Annotated in this window: 25 protein-coding genes and 1 pseudogene; 13 read left to right on the forward strand and 13 right to left on the reverse strand. The window is 59.1% G+C overall.

What is annotated here, in order from left to right; all coding sequences use genetic code 11:
* Positions 1-100 precede the first annotated feature (100 nt).
* Positions 101-925, reverse strand: coding sequence for an undecaprenyl-diphosphate phosphatase (locus ACZ5SR_RS11730; RefSeq protein ID WP_464448849.1), 825 nt, complete (start codon positions 923-925; stop codon positions 101-103).
* A gap of 316 nt (positions 926-1,241) precedes the next feature.
* Between ACZ5SR_RS11730 and ACZ5SR_RS11735 the strand changes: the two genes are divergently transcribed.
* A complete protein-coding gene (locus tag ACZ5SR_RS11735; protein WP_464448850.1) occupies positions 1,242-1,757 on the forward strand; it encodes a retropepsin-like aspartic protease family protein in 516 nt (171 codons plus the stop codon).
* 35 nt (positions 1,758-1,792) lie between these two features.
* Here the strand turns inward: ACZ5SR_RS11735 and ACZ5SR_RS11740 are convergent, their stop codons facing one another.
* Entirely contained in the window at positions 1,793-2,197 is a 405-nt protein-coding gene (locus ACZ5SR_RS11740) for a hypothetical protein (protein WP_464448851.1), read from the reverse strand.
* Between the two features lie 162 nt (positions 2,198-2,359).
* On the opposite strand from ACZ5SR_RS11740, the gene ACZ5SR_RS11745 reads away from it, so the two are divergent.
* The 7 genes and pseudogenes from ACZ5SR_RS11745 (at position 2,360) to ACZ5SR_RS11775 (ending at position 8,767) form a co-directional block, all read left to right on the forward strand.
* Positions 2,360-4,213 carry a glutamine--tRNA ligase/YqeY domain fusion protein gene (locus ACZ5SR_RS11745; protein ID WP_464448852.1) on the forward strand — a complete coding sequence of 618 codons (1,854 nt, stop codon included), beginning with the start codon at positions 2,360-2,362 and terminating at the stop codon, positions 4,211-4,213.
* A 257-nt stretch (positions 4,214-4,470) separates the two neighbouring features.
* Positions 4,471-4,727, forward strand: a pseudogene (locus ACZ5SR_RS11750) (glutamine--tRNA ligase); the annotation flags it as partial.
* 66 nt (positions 4,728-4,793) lie between these two features.
* Complete coding sequence (locus tag ACZ5SR_RS11755) at positions 4,794-5,570, forward strand: response regulator (RefSeq protein ID WP_464448853.1); 777 nt, start codon at positions 4,794-4,796, stop codon at positions 5,568-5,570.
* A gap of 352 nt (positions 5,571-5,922) precedes the next feature.
* A complete protein-coding gene (locus ACZ5SR_RS11760) occupies positions 5,923-6,873 on the forward strand; it encodes an IS30 family transposase (protein WP_464448415.1) in 951 nt (316 codons plus the stop codon).
* Between the two features lie 101 nt (positions 6,874-6,974).
* Positions 6,975-7,367 carry an ATP-binding protein gene (locus ACZ5SR_RS11765; RefSeq protein WP_464448854.1) on the forward strand — a complete coding sequence of 131 codons (393 nt, stop codon included), beginning with the start codon at positions 6,975-6,977 and terminating at the stop codon, positions 7,365-7,367.
* A gap of 101 nt (positions 7,368-7,468) precedes the next feature.
* Positions 7,469-8,008, forward strand: a complete 540-nt coding sequence (locus ACZ5SR_RS11770) for a DUF924 family protein (RefSeq protein WP_464448855.1) — start codon at positions 7,469-7,471, stop codon at positions 8,006-8,008.
* Positions 8,009-8,140: 132 nt separating this feature from the next.
* Positions 8,141-8,767, forward strand: coding sequence for a pyridoxamine 5'-phosphate oxidase family protein (locus ACZ5SR_RS11775; RefSeq protein ID WP_464448856.1), 627 nt, complete (start codon positions 8,141-8,143; stop codon positions 8,765-8,767).
* Between the two features lie 8 nt (positions 8,768-8,775).
* Here the strand turns inward: ACZ5SR_RS11775 and ACZ5SR_RS11780 are convergent, their stop codons facing one another.
* A complete protein-coding gene (locus ACZ5SR_RS11780) occupies positions 8,776-9,471 on the reverse strand; it encodes an SOS response-associated peptidase family protein (protein WP_464448857.1) in 696 nt (231 codons plus the stop codon).
* 36 nt (positions 9,472-9,507) lie between these two features.
* Between ACZ5SR_RS11780 and ACZ5SR_RS11785 the strand changes: the two genes are divergently transcribed.
* From ACZ5SR_RS11785 to ACZ5SR_RS11800, 4 genes are all read left to right on the forward strand, one after another.
* On the forward strand, positions 9,508-10,044 hold the full coding sequence (locus ACZ5SR_RS11785; RefSeq protein ID WP_464448858.1) for a pseudouridine synthase: 537 nt from the start codon (positions 9,508-9,510) through the stop codon (positions 10,042-10,044).
* Positions 10,045-10,125: 81 nt separating this feature from the next.
* A complete protein-coding gene (locus ACZ5SR_RS11790; RefSeq protein ID WP_464448859.1) occupies positions 10,126-10,764 on the forward strand; it encodes an NAD(P)H-dependent oxidoreductase in 639 nt (212 codons plus the stop codon).
* Between the two features lie 145 nt (positions 10,765-10,909).
* Positions 10,910-11,056, forward strand: coding sequence for a hypothetical protein (locus tag ACZ5SR_RS11795; RefSeq protein WP_194943186.1), 147 nt, complete (start codon positions 10,910-10,912; stop codon positions 11,054-11,056).
* Between the two features lie 40 nt (positions 11,057-11,096).
* On the forward strand, positions 11,097-11,783 hold the full coding sequence (locus ACZ5SR_RS11800) for an RluA family pseudouridine synthase (protein ID WP_464448860.1): 687 nt from the start codon (positions 11,097-11,099) through the stop codon (positions 11,781-11,783).
* 4 nt (positions 11,784-11,787) lie between these two features.
* Here the strand turns inward: ACZ5SR_RS11800 and ACZ5SR_RS11805 are convergent, their stop codons facing one another.
* Entirely contained in the window at positions 11,788-12,687 is a 900-nt protein-coding gene (locus tag ACZ5SR_RS11805) for a DMT family transporter (protein ID WP_464448861.1), read from the reverse strand.
* A 122-nt stretch (positions 12,688-12,809) separates the two neighbouring features.
* On the opposite strand from ACZ5SR_RS11805, the gene ACZ5SR_RS11810 reads away from it, so the two are divergent.
* The gene (locus tag ACZ5SR_RS11810) at positions 12,810-13,100 is read left to right on the forward strand and encodes a 2Fe-2S iron-sulfur cluster-binding protein (protein ID WP_464448862.1); all 291 of its coding nucleotides are present in this window, start codon (positions 12,810-12,812) and stop codon (positions 13,098-13,100) included.
* 291 nt (positions 13,101-13,391) lie between these two features.
* Here the strand turns inward: ACZ5SR_RS11810 and ntrC are convergent, their stop codons facing one another.
* The 9 genes from ntrC to ACZ5SR_RS11855 all read right to left on the reverse strand — a co-directional run bounded on the left by ntrC (position 13,392) and on the right by ACZ5SR_RS11855 (position 22,871).
* Positions 13,392-14,948, reverse strand: coding sequence for a nitrogen regulation protein NR(I) (gene ntrC / locus ACZ5SR_RS11815; protein ID WP_464451045.1), 1,557 nt, complete (start codon positions 14,946-14,948; stop codon positions 13,392-13,394).
* Positions 14,949-14,983: 35 nt separating this feature from the next.
* Positions 14,984-16,048, reverse strand: a complete 1,065-nt coding sequence (glnL, locus tag ACZ5SR_RS11820) for a nitrogen regulation protein NR(II) (RefSeq protein WP_464448863.1) — start codon at positions 16,046-16,048, stop codon at positions 14,984-14,986.
* Positions 16,045-16,629 (reverse strand): hypothetical protein, encoded by a 585-nt coding sequence (locus ACZ5SR_RS11825; RefSeq protein ID WP_464448864.1) that lies wholly within the window; start codon positions 16,627-16,629, stop codon positions 16,045-16,047. The genes glnL and ACZ5SR_RS11825 overlap by 4 nt, the downstream gene beginning before the upstream one ends.
* 6 nt (positions 16,630-16,635) lie before the next feature.
* On the reverse strand, positions 16,636-18,051 hold the full coding sequence (gene glnA / locus ACZ5SR_RS11830) for a type I glutamate--ammonia ligase (RefSeq protein WP_464448865.1): 1,416 nt from the start codon (positions 18,049-18,051) through the stop codon (positions 16,636-16,638).
* A gap of 284 nt (positions 18,052-18,335) precedes the next feature.
* On the reverse strand, positions 18,336-19,151 hold the full coding sequence (locus ACZ5SR_RS11835; RefSeq protein ID WP_464448866.1) for a competence/damage-inducible protein A: 816 nt from the start codon (positions 19,149-19,151) through the stop codon (positions 18,336-18,338).
* 28 nt (positions 19,152-19,179) lie between these two features.
* Positions 19,180-20,103, reverse strand: coding sequence for an EI24 domain-containing protein (locus tag ACZ5SR_RS11840; protein WP_464448867.1), 924 nt, complete (start codon positions 20,101-20,103; stop codon positions 19,180-19,182).
* Positions 20,104-20,163: 60 nt separating this feature from the next.
* A complete protein-coding gene (locus ACZ5SR_RS11845; protein ID WP_464448868.1) occupies positions 20,164-21,126 on the reverse strand; it encodes a sterol desaturase family protein in 963 nt (320 codons plus the stop codon).
* Between the two features lie 4 nt (positions 21,127-21,130).
* A complete protein-coding gene (locus ACZ5SR_RS11850; RefSeq protein ID WP_464448869.1) occupies positions 21,131-21,964 on the reverse strand; it encodes a polysaccharide deacetylase family protein in 834 nt (277 codons plus the stop codon).
* Positions 21,948-22,871, reverse strand: a complete 924-nt coding sequence (locus ACZ5SR_RS11855) for a YVTN family beta-propeller repeat protein (RefSeq protein ID WP_464451046.1) — start codon at positions 22,869-22,871, stop codon at positions 21,948-21,950. The genes ACZ5SR_RS11850 and ACZ5SR_RS11855 overlap by 17 nt, the downstream gene beginning before the upstream one ends.
* Positions 22,872-22,978 lie beyond the last annotated feature (107 nt).

The following is a 22,978-nucleotide window of genomic DNA, read 5'->3' on the forward strand; positions in this document are numbered from 1 at the left end:
GCAGGGGGCTGTGAACAAACGCATCCGCAGGATGCGTCAAATAAGGGTCTTCCATTCTGGGCGCGGCCCAAGGCCCAGCATGTCGCCTAGGTGCACCCGATCAAGCTGCCCAGGTCACCAACCCAAAGTAGCTCGTGCCCAGCACCACCAGACCGAACACGATCCGGTACCAAGCAAACACCTCAAAGCTGTTGGTTGAGATGAACTTGAGCAACCAGCGCACGCACACCCAAGCGCTCAAGAACGAGAAAAGCAGACCCACCGCAAACATGGGCGCATCGGCCATGCTGAGCAATGCGCGGTCTTTGTACAGGCTGTAAGCCCCCGCGCCAATCAGCGTGGGAATGGCCAGGTAAAAAGAAAAGTCTGTCGCCGCCTTGCGCGACATGCCGAGCAACATGCCGCCGATGATGGTCGCGCCACTGCGGCTGGTGCCCGGAATCATGGCCAGGCACTGCACCAAGCCCACCTTGAGCGCGTCTTGCCAACGCATGTCTTCCACCTCGGCGATGCGCACAGCGCTGGCCTGTCTGCGCTCGGCCCACAAAATGATGAACCCGCCAATGATGAACGTGGTGGCCACCACGGCTGGCGTGAACAGGTTCGCTTTGATCGCTTTGCCAAACACCAGACCCAAGATCACGGCAGGCACAAAAGCGATGAACACATTCAGCGCAAAACGCTGGGCATCGGCGCTGCGCGGCAGGGCACGCACGGTGGAGCTGATTTTTTGCCAATAGACAATGATCACCGCCAAAATCGCGCCTGTCTGGATGGCGATGTCAAACACCTTGGCCTTGTCATCGTCAAAGCCCAGCAAAGCCCCGGCCAAAATCAAATGCCCGGTGGACGAGATCGGCAAGAACTCGGTCAAACCCTCGACCACGCCCATCACGGCGGCTTTCAGCAACAACATCAGGTCCACAAACGCTCCTCAAAAATCTGGGGGGATTATCGTCTTTGTGCAGAAGGTCCTTCATCACAGACCACCGTCATCCCGGACTCGATCCGGGATCCATGTTTTCGTTAGGGCAAGCGCGATAACCCCAGAAGATGGACCCCGGGTCAAGCCCGGAGTGACAGAAAAGAGCCCGGGGTGACAAAAGAGGGCCCGGGGTAAGAAAGGTGGCCCAAGGGTGGATGAAGAGGGCCAAGGGCGACTGAAGAAGGTTCTCTGAGCACAGTACGAAGCTCCTGGACAAGTTACCCTTGAGGCTCTTCGATACAGCCTCGCCCCATCCATGTCCACCCCCTCGATCCACAAAACCGCCCGCATCGGCGCACTGGCCATCGCCGCCGTGTGGCTGGTTGTGGCTGGGGTCTTGTATTTGGTGTTTGAGCGCGTCGAGCAAAACCGACAAGCCAGCCTCAAGCCCTATGCGCTCAGCTCGGGTGATCTGGTCATTCCGCGCCAGCGCGATGGGCATTTTCATGTCGAGGGCGAAGTCAACCGCCAGCCCGTCACCTTTTTGGTGGACACCGGGGCCAGCCATGTGAGTGTGAGCGAAGCGCTGGCCACGCAAGCCGGGCTGCCTGCGGGCCAAAGCATCACCTTGCACACGGCCAACGGCCAGCGCCCTGGCCAACTGGTGCGCAGCGTGCCCGTGCGGGCGGGGCATCTGGTGCTCAACGATGCCAGCGTGACGGTGGGCTTGAACGGGCTTCAGCCCGAACAAGCCCTGCTGGGCCAGAATTTTCTGAAACACTTCGATGTGGAAATCCGACGCGACGAGATGGTCCTGCGTCAGCGCCCTTGAAACTTGACGGCCTCAGTGCTGCCAGCATGGCGTCATCATCGCCGCCCATCGTACCGACCATCATGGCGACCCTCTTGCCGTTGGTCCCAACCACCTCGCCCGTACTCTCGGTCATCGTGCCGGTTGTGCCTGCGTTCATGGCCCCTTTGACGACCGTCATACCCATACCCCCAGCCATAAACAGGCGCATACACACGGGGCACATAAACCACCCGAGGTGGTGGTGGCGGGACGTAGATCACACGCGGCGGTGGGGCATAAATCACCGGGCCATGCACCCCCACCTGGGTGTAAACCGGTAGATGGCCGATGCGCGAGTGCACCGACACCGATGGCTCGACCACCACAGGATGGGCGCAACCCACCTGCGCCAGACCCAAGCCCAGCAGACCGAGCAGCGCGATGGCTCTTGAAAAAGACGGTTTGAACGGATAACGCATGACAAAGTACCTCTGATCACGTTGGCTTTTCTTGAAAGCATGCTCCCTGCCCCTTTAGCGCGTCAGCCAGAGGTTTGGTGCACCGTCAGAGCTTTACAGTGGTGTCCATTCGTAACGGCGACCACACGGGCAGCCCCTCGCCAGCCCCTAAAATCAAGCGCTATGACCACCCCCACCGACAAAGCCACTTCTGCTGAGCACAAAGTCAGCAACTTCCTGCGCCAAATCATCGACAAAGACATCGAGCAGGGCACGTATGCCAGCCGCCGCTGGGCGGGCAGCCCCGGCGACGCCGCGCACCACGCTGCGGGCCAGAGTGACCCGGCCAAGATCCGCACCCGCTTTCCGCCCGAGCCCAACGGCTATTTGCATGTGGGCCACGCCAAAAGCATCTGCATCAACTTTGGGCTGGCCCAAGAGTACGGCGGCGTGTGCCACCTGCGCTTTGACGACACCAACCCCGAAAAAGAAGACACCGAATACGTCAACAGCATCATCGACGCCGTGAAATGGCTCGGTTTTGACTGGGCCCAAATGGGCCAGGCTGCCGGCAGCGCCGCGCCCTACCAAGCCAGCGACTACTTCGACTTCATGTACCGCGCAGCCGAGGCGCTGATCCAAGCCGGTCACGCCTATGTGGACGAGCAAAGCGCAGAAGACATGCGCGCCAACCGGGGCGACTTTGGCAAGCCCGGCGTGGACAGCCCCTTCCGCAGCCGCACCGTGGCAGAAAACTTGGCGCGCTTTCGCGAAATGCGCGACGGCAAATTGGCTGACGGCGCGGCCGTGCTGCGCGCCAAGATCGACATGGCCTCGCCCAACATCAACCTGCGCGACCCGGCCATCTACCGCATCCGCCGCGCCACGCACCACCACACCGGCGACAAATGGTGCATCTACCCGATGTACACCTTTGCCCACCCCATCGAAGACGCGCTTGAGCAGATCACCCACAGCATCTGCACGCTGGAGTTTGAAGACCAGCGCCCGTTTTACGACTGGCTGATGGAGCGCCTGTGCGAATGCAAACTGTTGGCTGCGCCAAGCCCGAAGCAATACGAATTTGCCCGCCTGAACCTGACCTATGTGATCACCAGCAAACGCAAGCTGGCGCAACTGGTGGGTGAAGGCAAAGTCAGCGGCTGGGACGACCCCCGCATGCCGACCATCGTGGGCCTGCGCCGCCGGGGCTACACGCCCGAGAGCCTGCGCCTGTTTGCCGACCGCATTGGCGTGACCAAAAGCGACAGCTGGATCGACTACAGCACCCTTGAGGGCTGCCTGCGCGAAGACCTGGAAAACAAAGCCCACCGCGGCATGGCCGTGCTCGACCCCGTCAAGCTGGTGCTGAGCAACTGGGCCGAAGCCTTTGGCTCAGATGCCTACACCGAAGACTGCACCCAACCCGCCCTGCCCCACAGCGCGATCGCCGAGGGCAAGGATGGGAAAGATGGCACTGAAGGCGCCATGACCCCCGCTGACCGCGTGTTCAAGATCGGCAAAGAAGTGTGGATCGAGCGCGAAGACTTTGAAGAAGTGCCGCCCAAGGGCTACAAACGCCTCTTCCCCGGCAACGTGGTGCGCCTGAAAGGCGGCTACGTGATCGAATGCACCGGCTGCGCACGCGACGCGGCAGGCAACGTGACCGAAGTGCACGCCAAAGTCATCCCCGGCACCAAGAGTGGCACCCCCGGCGCCGACAGCGTCAAAGCCAAAGCCGCCATCACCTGGGTGGCCGTGGCCGACGGGGTGAAGGCCGAAGTGCGCCTGTACGACCGCCTGTTTGCCGACGCGCACCCTGATGCGGGCGGCAAAGACTTCTTGCAGTCGCTCAACCCGGAGAGCCTGAAGGTCGTCACCGCTTACGTGGAGCCATCACTGGCCGCTGCGCAGCCGGACCAGAAGTTCCAATTTGAGCGCTTTGGGTACTTTGTGGCGGATCGCCTGGATCATGTGGCGGGAGCGAAGCCGGTGTTCAACCGGGTGACGGGGTTGAAGGACAGCTGGGGGAAGTGAAGCCACAGCCGGTGCTGGGCCAGATCACAGCCCAGCACCTGATCGGGTCTAGTTATTGCAAAATTTGAAAATTTTCGACAATAAATATAATTTTGTCATTTCTTTGGAATTAATTTTTATCCTTTAAGTGTATTTAAAAATTCATTAAACGGGTTAACATTCAGCGCACACGACATCGCTAAACGGCGCTGCGCAATGGAGCCGAACAATTGACTGCTTCTCACATGCCTTGGGCACTCAAGCCCCTTCGCCAGAGCGCAGATATGCGCCCGTATGACCGACTTTTTTGTGGTGTGCACTCTGATGCGGGTGGTAAAGACTTCTTGCACTCGCTGAACCCGGACAGCCAGAAGGTGGTCACGGCATCGTGGATCCGTCACTGGCGAATGCGCAACCCGACCAGAAATTTCAATTTGAACGCCACGGATATTTTGTGGCCGACCGCGTGGACCACAAGGCCGACAAGCCAGTGTTTAACTTGGCTGTAGGGCTGAAGGATTCTTGGGGGGAATAACTATCGGGTACTGGAAGTTAGTGAATGCCTTGAAGTCGAAATTAAAACAATAAAAAGGGAGAGAACGTGCACATTGATCTTAGATATCACTACTACAGGATATTAGCCAAATGGAAATCCAATTCGGTACATTATGATACTATAGAATTAGATTTATTATCATTAATTGCAGAGCGTCCAAAAATCCGGGTTGCCATCATTGATGACCAGCCTTTTCCTTTTACCAACGCACTCGAAGCGGAAGGTTGTTACGTTCAAGTTTTTGATGATTACTCCTCAAAGATATCTCAGAGAAATGAAAAACACAAACTAATTCAATTGACAAATTTTGATGTTATTGTTTGTGATATCCACGGAATTGGCGCCCAAATATTTCCAGGATCAGAGGGAATTAGTGTTCTTGAGGATTTGCGGAAAAAGCACCCTCTCAAGGTAATAGTCGCATACACTGCTGACCCCGGTGCGATTCTGACAAGACTAAAAAAACAGGACACTCTTGATCGGATCTTTGCGAAGGAATGGAGCGTCGATGACTTTTTATTTAACTTCCGGGAAGTATTGGATATCTTTACAAGACCCAAAAATCGATGGGAGTTCATTCAGCATCGCTTGACACATTTAGGCCTCGCTCAACACAAGATATCGGCAGTTCAAAAAGTATTTGTTGAGAATGTTTTACTATGTCAAATGCTGAGCGCACGTCCTGCATACAACGAAAGCCATCTAAAACAGGTAATTGTCGATTCAACCACCAGAATTGACACGAGAGCAACCCTATTAGTGGGATTGAAAGCCATTGAACTGGCCCAAGTATTCCTCCCGTTCATTGGGGATCAAAAGTGATTGAGTCCAATCAATTTCTCGAGCGCTTCCGCACTCTGTCTCGCGACCTTCAGAATAGTTTGCAAAATTTACAAAAGCAAACAGAAGCACTAAAAAAATGTAGCTCTTCCGCTGACGTCGAGCGAATATCAATTGGGATAAATGAAGTCGCGGAATATTGGCAAGATTTCTCAGGCTGGGTATTGATCAGCACCCTAGAAAATGCAGAGGATGCGCGAAAAAACTGCGCTCCAGGCAGATTGGATATTCAGGCGGATTCAAGTACGAGGTGCAACAAAGATGAACCCGGTGATGGGTGGCTGAGGATGTCAAGGCATCATGGCCACTCAAACCGCCAAGTCCAAGTTGCCAGATGTACAAGCACCTCAGCCGAGAAGAACGATACCAAATTCACAGCCTTTTGAAAGCCAAACAGACCATTAGCGAGATTGCCCGATCCCTGGGCAGGAACCGCAGCACCATCAGCCGCGAACTCAGCCGTGGTCGTGGCCAGCGTGGCTACCGCGCCGAACAAGCCTGCGCCAAGGCGTCTGAGCGAGCACAGCGCAGCCGTAATGCCCGCCGTGTAGATTCCAAGGTCTGGTCCGATGTGGATTTCTACCTGGGCATTCAATGGAGCCCCGAGCAGATTGCAGGCAAGGTGGCGGTCAGCCATGAGAGCGTCTATTTGCATGTCTATGCGAACAAGGCTGCCGGTGGTGATTTACACACGCACCTGCGCAGCCAAAAGCCCCGGCGCAAACGCCACCTGTGCGGGCGTGACAGGCGTGGCCAGATCCCGAACCGCCGCCCGATCAGCGAGAGACCAAGTCACATTGAAGATCGCAAGCAAGTGGGCCACTGGGAGGGAGATACCGTCATTGGCGCGGCTCACAAACAAGCCATCGTGACACTGGTAGAACGCAAGAGTGGCTTTGCTGTGCTGGCCAAAGTGCCCAACAAGTCTGCCGATTTGGTGGGCCGGGCCATTGAAGCCAAGCTCAAGCCCGTGAACTCACGGGTGAAGACCTTGACGGTGGACAACGGCAAGGAGTTTGCCGATCACCAGGCCATCGATCAGGCCCTTGGCATCCAGACTTACTTTGCCGATCCGTATTGCAGCTGGCAGCGCGGCAGCAACGAGAACTTCAATGGTTTGCTGCGCCAATACATTCCCAAAAAGCGGCGCATGGAAACTGTCACCGATGAGGAGTTGACTATGATCGAAAACAGATTGAATCACCGGCCCAGAAAGCGGCTCGGATTCAAGACGCCATACGAGGTGTTTCACGCCTCGTTGAACCGTGTTGCACTTCGTCCTTGAATCCACCTCAGTCAAAGATCACGCGAGTAAAACACAAACGTCGCAGAGACTTAGCAAGCATTGGGTTGAAGCTTGACATAACAAACGTTCCCAACATCGTAGTGGAAACCTATATTCCGTATTTTGAGCAACTCTTAGATCTTCTCGTTTCTAACTGCATTAAATACTCTCCAAAGGGGGGGGCTATAGAAATTTCAGCAAGTATTCAAGGCGAGGTTTGTAAGTTATTTTTTTCTTCGATCGGCCCACTAGTAGCAAACCATGAAAAGACTTATTTGGGCACCAAGGGCTTTAGATCAGAAGCAGCAAAAAAACTACCAGTGTCCGGAGATGGATACGGTCTTTTTAATGTCAACCGATTAGCTGATTTGATTGGTGCCAGCACCTCATTTAATCCGCAGACAAGGACAACTATGGATTATGGAGGTGTGCCATTTGCAAACTTTGAAGTGACAATTTCGATTCCTACAACACTCAAATTTAAACAGAGTTAGTGCACCAGATACCTTTGCCTTCACAGTCAAATATCAAAATTGGGCATTTCAATGTGCTGGGTCTCAACTTACGTGTAGTGCAGGCAGCATTTGCCCCAAGTATGCAAACTCAATCCATCCTCAACTTCTGGTTCACCGAACTCACCCCCAAGCACCACTTCGCCAAAGACGCCGCCTTGGACGAAGCCATCAGCACCCGCTTCGGTACTACGCTGGAGGCGGCGGCGCGGTGTGAGTTATTTGCCTGGCGCACCTCGCCCGAGGGGCGCTTGGCCGAGGTCTTGGTGCTAGACCAGTTCTCACGCAATGTCTACCGCGACACGCCCCGCGCTTTTGCGCAAGACGCGCTGGCCTTGGCGCTGGCGCAAGAGCTGGTGGCCAGCGGGCAGGACCGCAGCCTGCCCCTGGCGCAGCGCAGCTTTGCCTACATGCCCTACATGCACAGCGAGTCCGCCCTGGTGCACGCACAAGCGGTGGTCCTGTTTGATCAGCCGGGCATGGAGGACACCTTGCGCTTTGAACTGCGCCACCAAGCCATCATCGAACGCTTTGGCCGCTACCCCCACCGCAACGCCATCCTGGGCCGCGAGTCCACGCCCGAGGAGCTGGCGTTTTTGAGTGAGCCGGGGTCGGGGTTCTAACTCTGCCGCTCGGATAGGGGCCGCGGCCATTTATTGCTTTGAGCCAGAATATCCACAGCTAGCCCTTGCCAAATACCCAAACTGGGCATGAACCAACCCCATTTGGGTATTTCGCCTCACCGCCGTCCCCCCATGACATCCAATCACATCAGCACCCTGACCACCCTGCGCGAACTCTATGGCCCCGCCCGAGAGCGTTCTGTCAAAAAAGAAATCCCGGCGCTCGACGCACATGCGGTGCAGTTCATCGGGCTGTCGCCGTTTGTGGTGCTGGCCAGCAGCGATGCGGATGGGCACATGGACGCCTCGCCTCGCGGGGGCGATGCGGGCTTCGTCAAGGTGCTGGACGCGCACACGCTCTTGTTGCCCGATGCGCCGGGCAACAACCGGCTGGACACGCTGGAGAACATCGTCGCTACGGGCCGCTTGGGCACTTTGTTCATGGTGCCGGGCTTTGACGAGACTTTGCGGGTGAATGGCCGCGCCGTCCTGTCCACCGACCCGGCCGACTTGGCGCTGTGCGCCGATGCGCGGCGCACGCCAGCGCTGGTGATCCGCGTGACGGTGGAGTCGGTGTACTTGCATTGCGCCAAGGCTTTCATGCGATCTGGCTTGTGGGATACCTCGCGCCACACCGACCGTGCGCAATTGCCGAGCATGGCCGAGATGATGCGCGACCAGATTCGTGCCTTCAAAGGCGAAGAGATCGAGGCCGAAACGCAAGCTCAGATGCTGGCGCGTTACCAGCAGTCGCTGTAAGGCGGGCTTTACTTTTTTTGCACCGGGTTGGCCAGCAGCAAGTTGGCCGGATAGGCCCGCATGAACTCGCGGGCTTTGTCCAGAGGGGCGGTCAGCCAGGCGTTCCAAGCGCCTTCGTTCAGGATAGCGGGCATGCGTTTTTCGTTGCCGTTTTGGCCATAGCGGTTCATCAGCGCGTGGCTGTTGGCGTTCACCGTGAGCAGCGTGTAGCTCACAATTTCTTCGTCGCCTTGCGTCCATCGCTCCCACAAGCCCGCGACCCCCATGGGTTTGCCATCGACTCGCGCTATGCGTGTGGGCACCGCCTTGCCGCTGCGCCAGTCGTCTTCCAAAAACGCTTGCATGGGGATGATGCAGCGCTGCGCATTCAGCCACGTCTCGCGTGTCGGCGTGGCGGTGCTCATGGTCTCAAAACGGGTGACCGCCAACTTGGTCGAGCGCAGTTTGGCGTCTGACGCCGACTTGACCCAGGTGGGCACCAACCCGAACTGGCCTTGGGCCAATTCCAGCACCAGCGGGCTGGCGGGGGCGGCATCTGCTGGCGCATGTGTGTCGGGCTCGGTGAAGGCCACTGCGGCTTTGCGGATGAACAAGCCTTGCTGGCGCGGCCAGACTTCTTTGCCGGGCAGTTTTTCGGGCGGTGCGACGCCAAAGGCCTCGGCATACAGGTCGGCGCTTTTCAGGCATTCGTATTGGGTACTCATGCGGGGGATGCTAACCGACCTGCTACCCTCACGCCCATGCTGATCCGCTTCAACAAACCTTATGGCGTGCTCAGCCAGTTCACCCCCGAGGGGCGCTGGACTGGGCTGATCGACCACATCGACCTGCCCGGCGTGTACGTAGCCGGGCGGCTGGACGCCGACAGCGAAGGCTTGCTGCTGCTGACCGACGACGGCCAACTGCAGGCCCGGATTGCTGACCCGCGTTTCAAGATGGAGAAGACCTATCTGGTGCAGGTCGAGGGCATCGTGACCGACCAAGCCCTGACCGCCTTGGCTCGGGGCGTGACGCTGAACGACGGCCCCACCCTGCCCGCCCGCGCCCGCGCTGTGCCGCCGCCTGTCGACCTGTGGCCCCGCAACCCGCCGATTCGCGAACGCAAAAACATTCCGACTTCTTGGTTGGAACTGTGCATCCGAGAAGGCCGCAACCGCCAAGTGCGCCGCATGACCGCCGCCGTGGGCTTGCCGACGCTGCGCTTGATCCGCACCGCCGTGGGGCATTACAACCTGAACGATTTGCCCACAGGCACTTGGCAAGAAGTTCCCGCCTGAGCGGCTGCTTTGCCAGAGGCGACAGCCCTTAGGGCGGTAATAGGCCACAATCGCGCATCTTTCAACCCCAAGAGAACCCCCATGTCTGACTTGCTGAACAAACTCGAATGGCGCTATGCCTGCAAAAAAATGGACCCGACCAAGGTCGTGCCCCAAGACAAAGTCGACCGCATCGTCGAAGCCGCCCGCTTGGCCCCCACTTCAAGCGGTCTGCAGCCTTTCGAAATCATCGTCGTGACCAACGCCGCCGTGCGCGAACAGATCAAGCCCAAGGCTTGGGGCCAAGCCCAGATCACCGACGGCTCGCACCTGCTGGTGTTTGCTGCTTGGGACAACTACACCGCCGAGCGCATCAACATGATGTTTGACATGACCAACGCACAACGCGGCGGCACCAACGAAGGCTGGGAAAACTACCGCCAGATGTTGCTCAAGAACTACCCTGCGCGCACCCCAGAAGTGAACTACGAGCACGCCGCACGTCAGGCCTACATCGGCTTGGGCGCATCCCTGATCGCAGCCGCTTTTGAAGAAGTGGACGCTACACCCATGGAAGGCTTTGACCCGAAAGCCGTGGACGAAATCTTGGGCCTGAGCGCTCGCGGCCTGCGCAGCGTGGTCATCGTGCCCCTGGGCTACCGCGCCGCCGAAGGCGACTGGTTGGCGAACCTGAAAAAAGTGCGCCGCCCCACCGCTCAGTTTGTGACCGAAGTCAAATAACAAGCGCCAAAACCTGAGGCGCTTGGGGCGGCAGATTTTCTGTGCCCTCAGCCCCTCGGGCCACCCCACACAAAGCCGCAGATTCTGCGGCTTTGTGCTTTAACATCAAGCCTTCCCAAGTCGGGATGCAACCCAAGGAAACACCATGGCCAAAGGCGAACAACGCAGCAACAAAATGGCCAAGAAGCCAAAGAAAGACACGTCACCCCCCAAGACGTTCACATCAGACCGCCCCATGGCCCCGTCCACTTTTGTGGCGCCCCGCGGCAAAGTCAAAGACAAAGACAAGTGATTTTTTTGGCCAAGCGCCCTGCCCGCCTGGCCCGCCCTGCATGATCCCGATCCACGAAGACGAGCACCTGCTGGTGCTGGAAAAACCCAGCGGCTTGTTGTCGGTGCCTGGACGCGGCCCGGAAAAGCAAGATTGCCTGTCCAAACGGGTGCAAGACCGTTACCCCGAAGCCCTGATCGTGCACCGCTTGGACCAGGACACCTCGGGTCTGCTGCTCATGGCTCGGGGCATTGAGGCCCAACGCCGCCTGAGCAAGTTGTTTGAAACCCGCCAGGTCAAAAAACGCTACGTGGCCGTCGTCACTGGCCAGCCAGAGCAAACCCAAGCGGCTGTGGAGACTGACGAAGAGGGTTGGCGCACCATCGACGGCCCGATCCTGCTGGACTGGGAACGCCGCCCGCTGCACATCATTCACCCCGATGGCAAAGCCAGCCGCAGCCGCTGGCGTGCGCTGCAAACCTGCGACAGCGCCAGCCTGATTGAGCTCGAACCCGTCACGGGCCGCACCCACCAGCTGCGGGTGCACATGCAAAGCATCGGCCACCCCATGCTGGGCGACTCGCTGTACGCACCGCCGGACATCAAAGCCCTCAGCCCCCGCTTGCTGCTGCACGCGCAAGAGCTGGCCTTTGTGCACCCCTTCACCGAGCAAGCTTTGGCGTTCAAGGCCCCGGTCGAGTGGTCTGCCCTATCGCCGTACTTGGCCGTTCATCACCCCCAGCCCTGAGCGATCAGTCCTTGGCTGCGCCCTTGATGCGGCCCGCCACCACACCACACAGCACCACCAAGCCCATGCCCGTGAAGGCCAGCGCGTCAGGGATGTGGTCAAACAACCACCAGCCCATCAGCGTGGAAAAACCGACCCCGGTGTAGAGAAAAGGCGAGACCACCGAGGCCGGGGCTTTGGAAAACGCCACGATCAGCAGGTATTGGCCCAGCGTGGCGGCCGAGCCCACCAAGAGCAGCAGTGCCCATTCGTTCAGGCTTTGCGGCGTGACCCAAGCGTTGAACACCAACACCGTGCTCACCGCCCAGCCCACCCATCCTGTGTAGAGCTGCATGACGGCCGGGTCTTCGGTGCGGGTCATGTGGCTGGTCACGGCTTGAAACACGGCGTAAGTCAGTACCACCGTGAGCGCCATCCAGCCGACCGAGCTGTCAACCTGCCCACCGGGGCGGATGACCAGCATGGCCCCGATCAGCCCGCCCACCACCATGAGCCAGCGCAGCGGCGAGACCTGCTCTTTCATGACAAAGCGGGCCAGCGCCGTGAGCACCAAGGGTGTGAGCATGACGGTGGCGGTGAACTCGGCCACCGGCATGCGTTGCAAACAATAAAAAGCCAGCAGGCTGCACGAGACCATGAGCAAGCCGCGCAGCAACTGCCAACGCAGGCTGTGCGTGCGCCACATGGCACGCCCCCGCAGCGGGGCCAGCACCAGTGCGGTGCCCACGGCCTGCACCGCGTAACGAAACCACAGCACCATCAGCGGCGTGACGCTGAGCATGACCCATTTGCTGGTGGCGTCGCTGAAGCTCAGGCTGGCCATGGCCAGCACGGCAAAGACGATACCGGGCCCGATCCAGCTGGCTTGGGCAGATGTTGGGGGCGGGTTCGGTGGGAGATTCACGGGCGGCAAGCTGTTCAATAAGCGGCCATCTTGGCACACACAGGCGTCCTGAGCTGTCACTCAAGGCAAACCCGCGCAACGCCCTCGGCCCTTGTGCGCAAGAGCCACTACACTCGCCCACCATGTCCCAAGAAATCCCTTTTTTTAATGCCCGCATCGCGCCCGATGGCGGCAGCTTCGACGCCTGGAAAGCACAGAGCTTGCTCGACTCGCTGGAGCAAGGCGGCCTGCAGTGGCCGAGCTCCTGCCGATCGGGCACTTGCCGCACCTGCATCGGCCAACTGGTCTCCGGCCAGGTGCACTACGAGATGGAATGGCCCGGACTCACGGCCGAAGAAAAAGCCGAGGGCTGCGTGCTGCCTTGTGTGGCCAGGCCCCTGAGCGACGTAGTGCTGCAAGACCCTTTTGCCTGAATGTCATACCCGCGAAGACGGGTATCCATCGCCATCGAAGCCGTGGATCCCGGATCAAGTCCGGGATGACAGACAGCGGGATGACCCCACCTGAATGTCATACCCGCGAAGGCGGGTATCCATCTTCACCGAAGCCATGGTTCCCGGATCAAGTCCGGGATGACAGACAAGGGGATGGACCCACCTGAATGTCATACCCGCGAAGGCGGGTATCCATCTTCACCGAAGGCATGGATCCCGGATCAAGTCCGGGATGACAAGCCATGTGAATCGTCCGGGACCGATCCGCGTTCAAGCGTCGTCCAGGCCCAGTTCTTGGATTTTTCGGGTGATGGTGTTGCGGCCAATGCCCAGTTTTTGCGCAGCTTCGATGCGTCGCCCGCGCGTGGTGGCAAGGGCGGCCTCGATCAGTTTACGCTCAAAGCGGCGGGTCAGTTCGTCCCACACATCGGTGCGGCCTGCGTTGAGCAAGGCCAAGGCTTCTTGTTCCAGGCCAAGCTCCCAGCCCATGGTGGTAGCGTTGGTGGGGTTGGCTTCGGGTGAACCCATGCCATGCTGCAAACCGACGCCATCCTGTTCAATGCCGCGCTGATAGGTATCGGGTGCTGCAAGGCTGGCATGGGGCGTGGCTATGCCAGATGACAAGGCCACAAAGGCACCTGACTCTGGGGCTGCACCCACCGGGAACTCCTGCACCTCGGGTGGCAAGTCTTTGACTTCAATCACCTGCGCAGGGGCCATCACGGTGAGCCAATGGCAAATGTTTTCGAGTTGGCGCACATTGCCCGGAAACTGAAACTGGCCCAAACGGTCGAGCGCCGCATCGGAAATGCGCTTGGGCTCCACACCCAGTTGTTGAGCGCTGCGCTGCAAAAAGTGGCGTGCCAAAGCGGGCACGTCTTCGCGGCGTTCGCGCAGCGCGGGCAAACGCAGGCGGATCACATTCAGGCGGTGGTAAAGGTCTTCGCGGAACACGCCTTCCTTGACGCACTGCTCCAAGTCTTGGTGGGTGGCTGCGATCACGCGCACATTGGCTTTGACGGCGCTGTGCCCGCCCACGCGGTAGAAGTTGCCGTCAGACAGCACGCGCAGCAAGCGGGTCTGCAGGTCAAACGGCATGTCGCCGATTTCATCCAGAAACAGCGTGCCGCCATCGGCCTGCTCAAAGCGGCCTCGGCGTGAGGCTTGTGCGCCCGTGAAGGCACCACGCTCGTGGCCAAACAATTCACTCTCCAGCAAGTCTTTGGGAATGGCTGCAGTGTTGATGGCCACAAAGGGCTGGTTGGCGCGTGGCGAGTGTTTGTGCAGCGCGTGCGCCACCAGCTCTTTGCCCGAACCCGACTCGCCCGTGATCAGCACCGTGACATGGCTTTGCGCCAAACGGCCGATGCCGCGAAACACGTCTTGCATGGCGGGCGCTTGGCCCAGCATTTCGGGGGCGTCGGCCATTTTTTCTTCGGCCACGTCCTCGCGCTGGCTCTCGCCCACGGCACGGCGGATCAGCTCCACTGCTTTGGGCAAGTCAAAAGGCTTGGGCAGGTACTCAAAAGCGCCACTGGAGAACGCCGACACCGCGCTGTCTAGGTCAGAGAACGCCGTCATGATGATGACGGGCAAGCCGGGCATGCGCTGCTTGATGGCGGCCAGCAAATCCAGGCCGGAGCCGCCGGGCATGCGGATGTCGCTGACCAGCACTTGCGGGCCATCACTCTCGCCCTCGGCCTCCAGCGCCTTCAAAACCTCGCGTGGGTTGGTGAAGCTGCGGGTGGGCAGTCCTTCGCGCAAGAGTGCTTTTTCGAGCACAAAGCGGATGGATTGGTCATCGTCTACGATCCAGATCGGCTTCATCAACTTGACGCTTTCTGTGGGCACTCTTGTGTGCATTAAGGCAACGGAATCAAAATCTTGAAGTCCGTACGACCGGGCTCACTGTCACATTCGATCATGCCGTGGTGCTGTTGCACAAAGGTTTGCGCCAATGTCAGCCCCAGGCCCGAACCGCCTTCGCGCCCCGAAATCAACGGGAAGAAAATGCGGTCCTTGATCGAGTCTGGAACACCAGGCCCGTTGTCCATCACATGCAATTCCAATGCCAAGCGATACCGCTGCTTGCCAAACGTGACTTGCCTCAAGATCCGGCTCTTGAAAGTGATCTGCGCATCGCCTTGAAGGATGCGTTCTTGCAAGGCCTGCGCCGCGTTGTGTGAGATGTTGAGCACCGCCTGGATGAGTTGCTCGCGGTCGCCACGGAACTCGGGGATCGAGATGTCGTAGTCGCGCACCACCTTGAGCCCCTTGGGGAACTCGGCCAGGATCAGGGCCCGCACGCGCTCGCACACTTCGTGGATGTTCACATCACTGACCACATGCGGCCTGCGGTGTGGGGCCAGCAAACGGTCCACCAGCGTCTGCAGCCGATCGGCCTCGTGGATGATGACTTGGGTGTATTCGGTCAGCTCTTTGTCGTTCAGCTCCATCTCAAGCAGCTGAGCCGACCCGCGAATGCCGCCCAGCGGGTTCTTGATCTCGTGCGCCAGATTGCGGATCAGCTCTTTGTTGGCTTGGGCTTGCTCCGACAGACGGTCTTCGCGCTCTTGACGGGTTTGCTGCTCCACGGGCAGCAGCTCCACGATGACCTCATCGGGCTGGTCTGAGGGGGCCACGATCACATGCACGGGCAATGAGTCCTCGTGGTGCAGGCGGCGCAGTTGGGCTTCGTAGCGAAGCGCAGCAAACTCGTTGGACTGGGCTCCGGCCAAGGCCATGATCAAGGGCTGTGGGTCCACAAAATAGTCGGGCAAATGCGTGTCGTACAGCGTGCGACGGGAAAGGCCCAAAGCGTCTTCCAGTGCCGCATTGACAAACCGCACCCGACCTTGACCTTGCATGACAGCCACAGGCGTGGCCAACAAATCAAAGGCCTGGAATCTTGAAACAGGTGTGCTCATGGCTTGGCGGCTTTCAAGGCCACAGGGCGTCGCGCCAGCTCGCGTTGCAGGCTGTCGATGTCGCGCTCGGCTCGGTCAATGGCAGCTTTGAGCGTGGCCACGCGTTCTTGGTATTGGCGGGGCGAGGACTGTTCACCCGCCGACTTGAGTGGAGCGCCTTGGTTGTAGGTGAGCAGCAAGCCTTGGTGCTGTTTTTGCACACGCTCAAGCTCTTGGGCCAGAATGGTGCGCGCCTGCACATCCCGCTCGCTCTGGCGGTCGCTTACCGTGCGTGAGGGCTCCGCTTTGGTGCGCGCCTCATCAGGCATCGGGTCAGCAGGTGTCGCCGCCACTGGCGCAGGCTGGGTGCGCAAGCCGGTGATGACCGTGACGGCCTGCTCAGGCAGCCGCTCGCACCGAGACAGGTCTTTGGGCGCATTGGTGTATTCCTGCCCGCAGCGGTAAATGACCTCTTGGGCCAGTCCGCTCACACACCAGACGCCAACGCACAGCAGCGCAAGCTGCTGCAAAAAACGCACAAAAAAAGGACGGCCGAGGCCGTCCTTGATGGTGATTGCACGGGGAGGTGCAATGCCGTACATGTCCGCTTACAGCGAGTAGTACATGTCGTATTCGACAGGCGACACTTCGACGCGGCTGCGGTTGACTTCTTGCATCTTCAATTCGATGTAAGCGTCGATCCACGAGTCGGTGAACACGCCACCCTTGGTCAAGAAAGCGCGGTCGGCGTTCAGTGCGTCCAAAGCTTGGTCCAAGCTGGAGCAAACGGTGGGGACCAACTTGTCTTCTTCTGGAGGCAGGTGGTACAGGTCTTTGGTTGCTGCTTCGCCGGGGTGGATCTTGTTTTCGATACCGTCCAAGCCCGCCATCAACAAGGCTGCGAAGCCCAGGTAAGGGTTGCACAATGGATCGGGGAAGCGGGCTTCCACGCGGCGGCCCTTGTCGCTGGCGACGTTGGGGATACGGATCGAAGCGGAGCGGTTCTTGGCCGAGTAGGCCAACTTGACCGGGGCTTCGTAGTGAGGAACCAAACGCTTGTAGCTGTTGGTGCCGGGGTTGGTGATCGCGTTCAGGGCACGGGCGTGCTTGATGATGCCGCCGATGTAGAACAAAGCGAATTCAGACAAACCAGCGTAGCCATTGCCTGCAAACAGGTTCTTGCCGTCTTTCCAGATGGACTGGTGAACGTGCATGCCGGAACCGTTGTCGCCAGCGTAAGGCTTGGGCATGAAAGTAGCGGTTTTGCCGTAAGCGTTGGCCACGTTGTGGATCACGTACTTTTGCAGCAGTGTCCAGTCAGCGCGCTCAACCAATGTGGAGAACTTGGTGCCGATTTCGCACTGACCAGCGCCCGCCACTTCGTGGTGGTGCACTTCGACCGGGATGCCCACGGATTCGAGGATCAGCGACATTTCGCTGCGCATGTCGTGTGTGCTGTCGACTGGAGGCACTGGGAAGTAGCCACCCTTGACGCGGTTACGGTGGCCTTTGTTGCCGCCGTCCATCTTGGTGCCGCTGTTCCATGGGGCTTCAGCTTCGTCGATGGCGTAGAAAGTGTTGTTTGGCTCGGTGCTCCAACGCACTTCGTCGAACAAGAAGAATTCTGGCTCGGGACCGAAGTAGGCGGTGTCGCCCAGGCCCGATTGCTTGAGGTAAGTCTCAGCGCGCTTGGCGATCGAACGTGGGTCACGCTCGTAGGCCTTGCCGTCTGTGGGCTCGATCACGTCGCAGATCAGAACCAGTGTGACTTCTTCGAAGAAGGGGTCGATGATGGCGCTGTTGGCATCGGGGATCAACAACATGTCCGAAGCTTCAATGCCTTTCCAGCCAGCAATGGAAGAACCGTCAAACGCTTGACCGTCTTCGAACTTGCTTTCGTCAAACTGCGACACGGGCGCAGTGATGTGCTGCCATTTGCCACGGGTATCGGTGAAACGGAAGTCAACGAACTTGACTTCGTTCTCTTTCACCATCTTCATCACGTCTGCGACGGTCTTGGCCATCAAATTCTCCTGAATGGAAAGGGGTTAAAAAGCTTGCTCACAGGTCTTGCAGTTTCTGTGCCAACTCGAGGCCAAAAACCGCTCACGAACAACCCTAGATTGTGCCTTGTGGGTGACCGATTCGGCATTTGCGCCGGATAAAAAAGAGCGACCGACGGGCTTGGGCGCCTTGCAACACGGCCACAAACCGCCTTTCAAGCCCAGAGCGCCGCGTCCGAACTGACTTCAGCAGGCGTCAAATGCACTTTTATGGTGCAATTTGCACCATAAAAGTGAATATTCAATCAACGCACCAATTCGGGGCCGTATTCCAATGGAAAGGCGGTCAGGCCCTGTCGCAGGTCCAGGTAGGCCTTTTCGGCATCTGACGGTTCGCCTTTGACGCCCAGCTCAATGTGTCGGCCCCACTGCGGATGGTCGACGCTGGGCAAACTGAACACCTTGACGCCAGGGTGCGCGGCTTCGATGGATTCCATCAAGGGGGTCAGGGTGGCTTCCATCGCACCGAGAACGATCACCGACTTTTCGATGTACGCGTTGCGCCGGAAATGGGCGCTGTAGTGGCTGTCCAGCACCGATTCGATCATCGGCCAAGCCATGACTGGGAAGCCAGGCACAAAGTGCACCGTGCCGCCCCCCGGGCCTGTGCAGCTGAAGCCGGGAATCTTGTTGTACGGGTTGCAGATGATGGCCGACCCTTCGGGGAACACGCCCATGTTCAGGCGGTGGACGTTGTCCGGACGCTCCGGCTCGTAAGCCACGCCCTGCTCTTTGGCGGTGTCCTGCATGCGCTCTTGAATCAAGCGCTTGGCTTCGGGGTGCAAGGCCAGCGGCACACCCAGCGCTTTGCCCGCACATTGGCGGGTGTGGTCGTCTGGTGTGGCCCCAATGCCGCCGCAGCTGAACACCACGTCGGCCGAGGCGAAAGCGCGCTTCAACGTGGCGGTGATGCGCTCGGGCGAATCGCCCACGTACTCGGCCCAGCCCAGATTCAGGCCGCGCTCGTTCATCAATTCGATGACTTTGGGCATGTGCTTGTCCTGGCGTTTGCCGGACATGATTTCGTCGCCAATGATGATCAGGCCAAAGGTGGGGGTCATGGTGGTCAAGAAGGAAAAGGAATGGGGTTCAATGGCTGGAGCGCGGCTCGACATCGGTGACGCTGTCGGCTTTGTCTTCAGGGCCTGCGCTCAGCCGGGCCATGGCATGGGGAGAAGCAGGCACAGAGGGCTGGACATCATCGACGGTTGCGCGATGCGGTTCATGGCGCAGTGCCTGCAAAGCCGCCAGCGCAAAGTGGGCAAACCACAGCGAAGAAAACGCAAATACCAGGGTGTAAATCCAGATGGCCACGGGCACCAAAATCACAAAGGCGGCGGCAAACACGGCACCAGAGGCCCACACCAGGCTGGGTGCAGCGCCCATGAGACCCGTGACCACGCCCATGCTCAAAAAGCTCATGCGGTGGCGGGCCATAAGACTGTGGCGCTCTTCGGCGCTGGCGAACTCGGCCAACACATCAAAGGCCATGACGCGGTAGGTGAGCCACCCCCAAATCAGTGCGGGCAGCACCATGGCCAAGGGCGGCACCAGCCACATGGGCAAGGTCAGCAACAAGGCGCCCAGCGCCAGCAGCAAGGATAAAAAAGTCCACCACAGGCTCCGCGTCAGGCTGCCACCTTGCTTGCGCTGCAAGCCTGCGAAGCGCCGATCGGCCACCAGACGGGTCAGCGAAGGCGTCATCAAGAACGAAACCGCCAACAAGGACGCCACCACCACCAAAGGGGTGACCGAGAAAATCACGAGCAAAGGCGCGACCACCGTTTTCAGGTCAGGCAAGCCGATGCCTTCGAGCCAGCGCCAAACGACAGTCAGCCAGCTGGAGGCGTCCAGCCAAGCCCGCACCCAGGAAACGGCGATGTCCCAATACAGATAACCCAACAACCAGGACAGGGCCACGATCAGCACCAGCGGTAAAAACGACAAGCCGATCACCCGGGGGTACAGGCAATACATCGCCGCGCGCCAAAAGGAATCGATCAAGAGTTTCATGGATCAAAGCTTAACAGTTGAATGCGGCAACACCGCCAGGCCAAGGCCAGGTGCGCAGACTCAGCTGCGGCCCAGCAGCCGCCCCAAGCCCTGCCGCTGTTGGGCCCAAAAGCTTGCGCCGTAGTCGCGGCCCTGCTCCACCTGGTCGCGCACACCTGTCGGGTCGTAACGCAGCTGAAAGTCGGCGGTGCCAAACAACATGTCCCACCAAGGCAACAACACCCCGAAGTTGCAGCCGCCCAGCACGGTGCGGCCCTGCGATTGGGACTCGTGGCCAATGCCAATGCTGTGGTGCCTGCGGTGAAAACGGGGGCTGACCCACAGGCGCTCACCCACGCGACCAAACCAGATGCGCACATTGGCATGCTGGAAGTTTTCGCTCAGCTGGCTGATCGCCACCAGCGCCACAAACTGCCCCGGCCCCACCCCAATCAGCACGGCCACGGCCGACAAGATCAGGCTGGTGAGCATGTCGTCCAGCAAATGGTTGCGGTTGTCACTCCACATGGTCATCTGCCGCTGTGAATGGTGCAAGGCATGCAAGGCCCACCAGGTGTTGGATTGGTGTTGAGCCCGGTGAATCCAGTAGTGGACAAAATCAAAGACGACCAAATAGAGCACGAAACTGACCAGGGCCAGATCGGTCACCCCAGGCCACAAACCATCCAAGTGCAACGTGGGCAAGCCCCAGACCCGCAGCACACCCAGGCCTTGCTCAAAAGCGTAGTCGAGCGTGAAAAACATGCCCAGCTTGAACAAGCCCAAGCGGTGGATCAGGGTGTACACCACATCGACCCACACTGCCTGTCGGTCGCGCATCGGCTCCGCAGGCCAGCGCCGCTGCATGGGGCCGATCACGACCCCCATCACGAGCAATTGCAAAAGGCCCACCACCACCCAGCCTGTGCCTTCATAAGCCTTGTCCAGCAGATGGCCCTGTCCCAAAGCAAAGGCGATGGGCTGCACGACCGCCTCGAAAAGCGTCTGCTGACAGCGGTCAAACAGGTCGATCAAAAAGTCCATGGCTTTATTGTTGTGAATCGGACAAAACCGACAGGGTCAAGGGGCGCTGTCGCACCCAGTCCCGGTAAGCCGGGTGCTCACGCAAAGTGGCGAAACACAGGCCCCGCGCCTTCAGGCCCATGATCAGTGGCTCCAGCACGGCCGGGGCCCACGGATCTTGGCGCGACCAGATGCCCAAATGCGCCATCAGGATGTCGCCAGCGCGGATGTTTTTCAGCGCCTTTGCAAGCAATTGGGCGTTGGGGTGGGTTGTGCTGGACAGCTCATCGCCCAAAAAACCAGCATCGGACCAGCCCACATGGGCAAAGCCGCATTGCCGAGCGGCGTCGATCAAGCGGGCAGAGGTTTTACCGCCCGGCGCCCTGAACAGGGGCAGGGGTGCTTGTCCGGTCAAGGTCTGCAAACGCTGGGCAGCTTGGCGCAAGTTGTCGCAATACTGTGCAGCGGTCCAGGTGAAGGTTTGGCCTGCCCGCTCGCCTGCGCTGGGGCGGATTCGGAATTGCCAGGCGTTGCCCTCTTGCAGGTCGGCGCGCCAATAAGCGTGGTCCCAAGTGTGCGAGGCGAAGGCGTGGCCCTCTGCGGCCCGTGCCCGCCACCAAGGGGCCCAATGCTGGCCCAAAGTGCCATCGCCCTCTCGGGTTTTTTCATGCGCCGCAAAAAAAGTGACTGGCACCTGTTGTCGCTGCAAGACTTCAGCGATCAATGGGGCCACGCCCATATGGCCGGTGTCAAAGGTCAAATAAACGGGCTTGTCACATGTGGCCGCGACAACGGTAAAACTGCACACCCCAAAGGCGCAGGCCAGGAACTTACGGCACCACTCAAAAGCGTGGCGCATGGTCCAGTGTCCACACCCCGTGGGGTGATTTACCAACCCGTACCTGCCGCACCACTTTGCGCGTGGCGATGTCGATCACCGTCAGTTTCCTGGCCCAGCGCGAGGCCACCAGAATGGTTTTGCCATCGGCCGTGATGTCCATGCAGTCTGGACCCGCGGGGCCTGGAAAGTCAGCCACTACGGTCATCTGGGTGTAGTCGATCTGACTGATGGTGTTGGTCACGCGGTTGCTGACCAGCACATGGCGTTTGTCGCCCAGTGCCCGAAACGCATGCGCCCCCTTACCGGTGGTGATTTTTTTGACGAGTTTGGCTTGGCCGTTGGCGATGTCGTACACCTCGACCCCGTCTCCACCGGTCAATCCGACCAGCAAGAATTTGTCATCCGGCGTGCCGAAAACATCCGCTGGCATGGGGCCAACCGGCGTGCGAGATTTGAGGGTTTGCTTTCCCAAGTCAATCGCCACGATCTCGTCGCTGTCCTGCATCGAAACCCAAGCGGTCTTGCTCTGGCTGTCGATCCACAGGTGGCTGGGCGTCTTACCGGTTGAGATGCGCTTGGCCAAGGTCGGGTTTTGCCCATCCCAGCGGTAGATATCCACGTGATCTAGGCGGTTGGCGGCGATCACCAACCATTTCATGTCTGGGGAGAACCGGAGGTGATACGGGTCCAGAATGCCGGTTACAGTGCGCTGAACCTCGGCGGTGCGAGGGTCGATGAAAGTCAGCGAGTCACTCATGGCGTTGGCCACGATGACCGACTTTTCATCGGGTGTGAGGTACAGGTGATGGGGCTCTTTGCCCGTAGGGATGCGCTTTTTTTCTTTCCAGGTGACAGGATCGATCACACTGACATTGCCATCCAGGGAATTGAGGACAAAAACCGGGGATTGGGCCTGAGCGGTCATGCCGCCAAACAAAAGAGCCCCAACCGCGCTCACAAAAATTCGAGACACCCAACGCAAATCAATCACAAAACACTTTCAAAATCACATCCGAGTGTAAACGCCGATTC

Source organism: Limnohabitans sp. TEGF002, assembly GCF_055395845.1.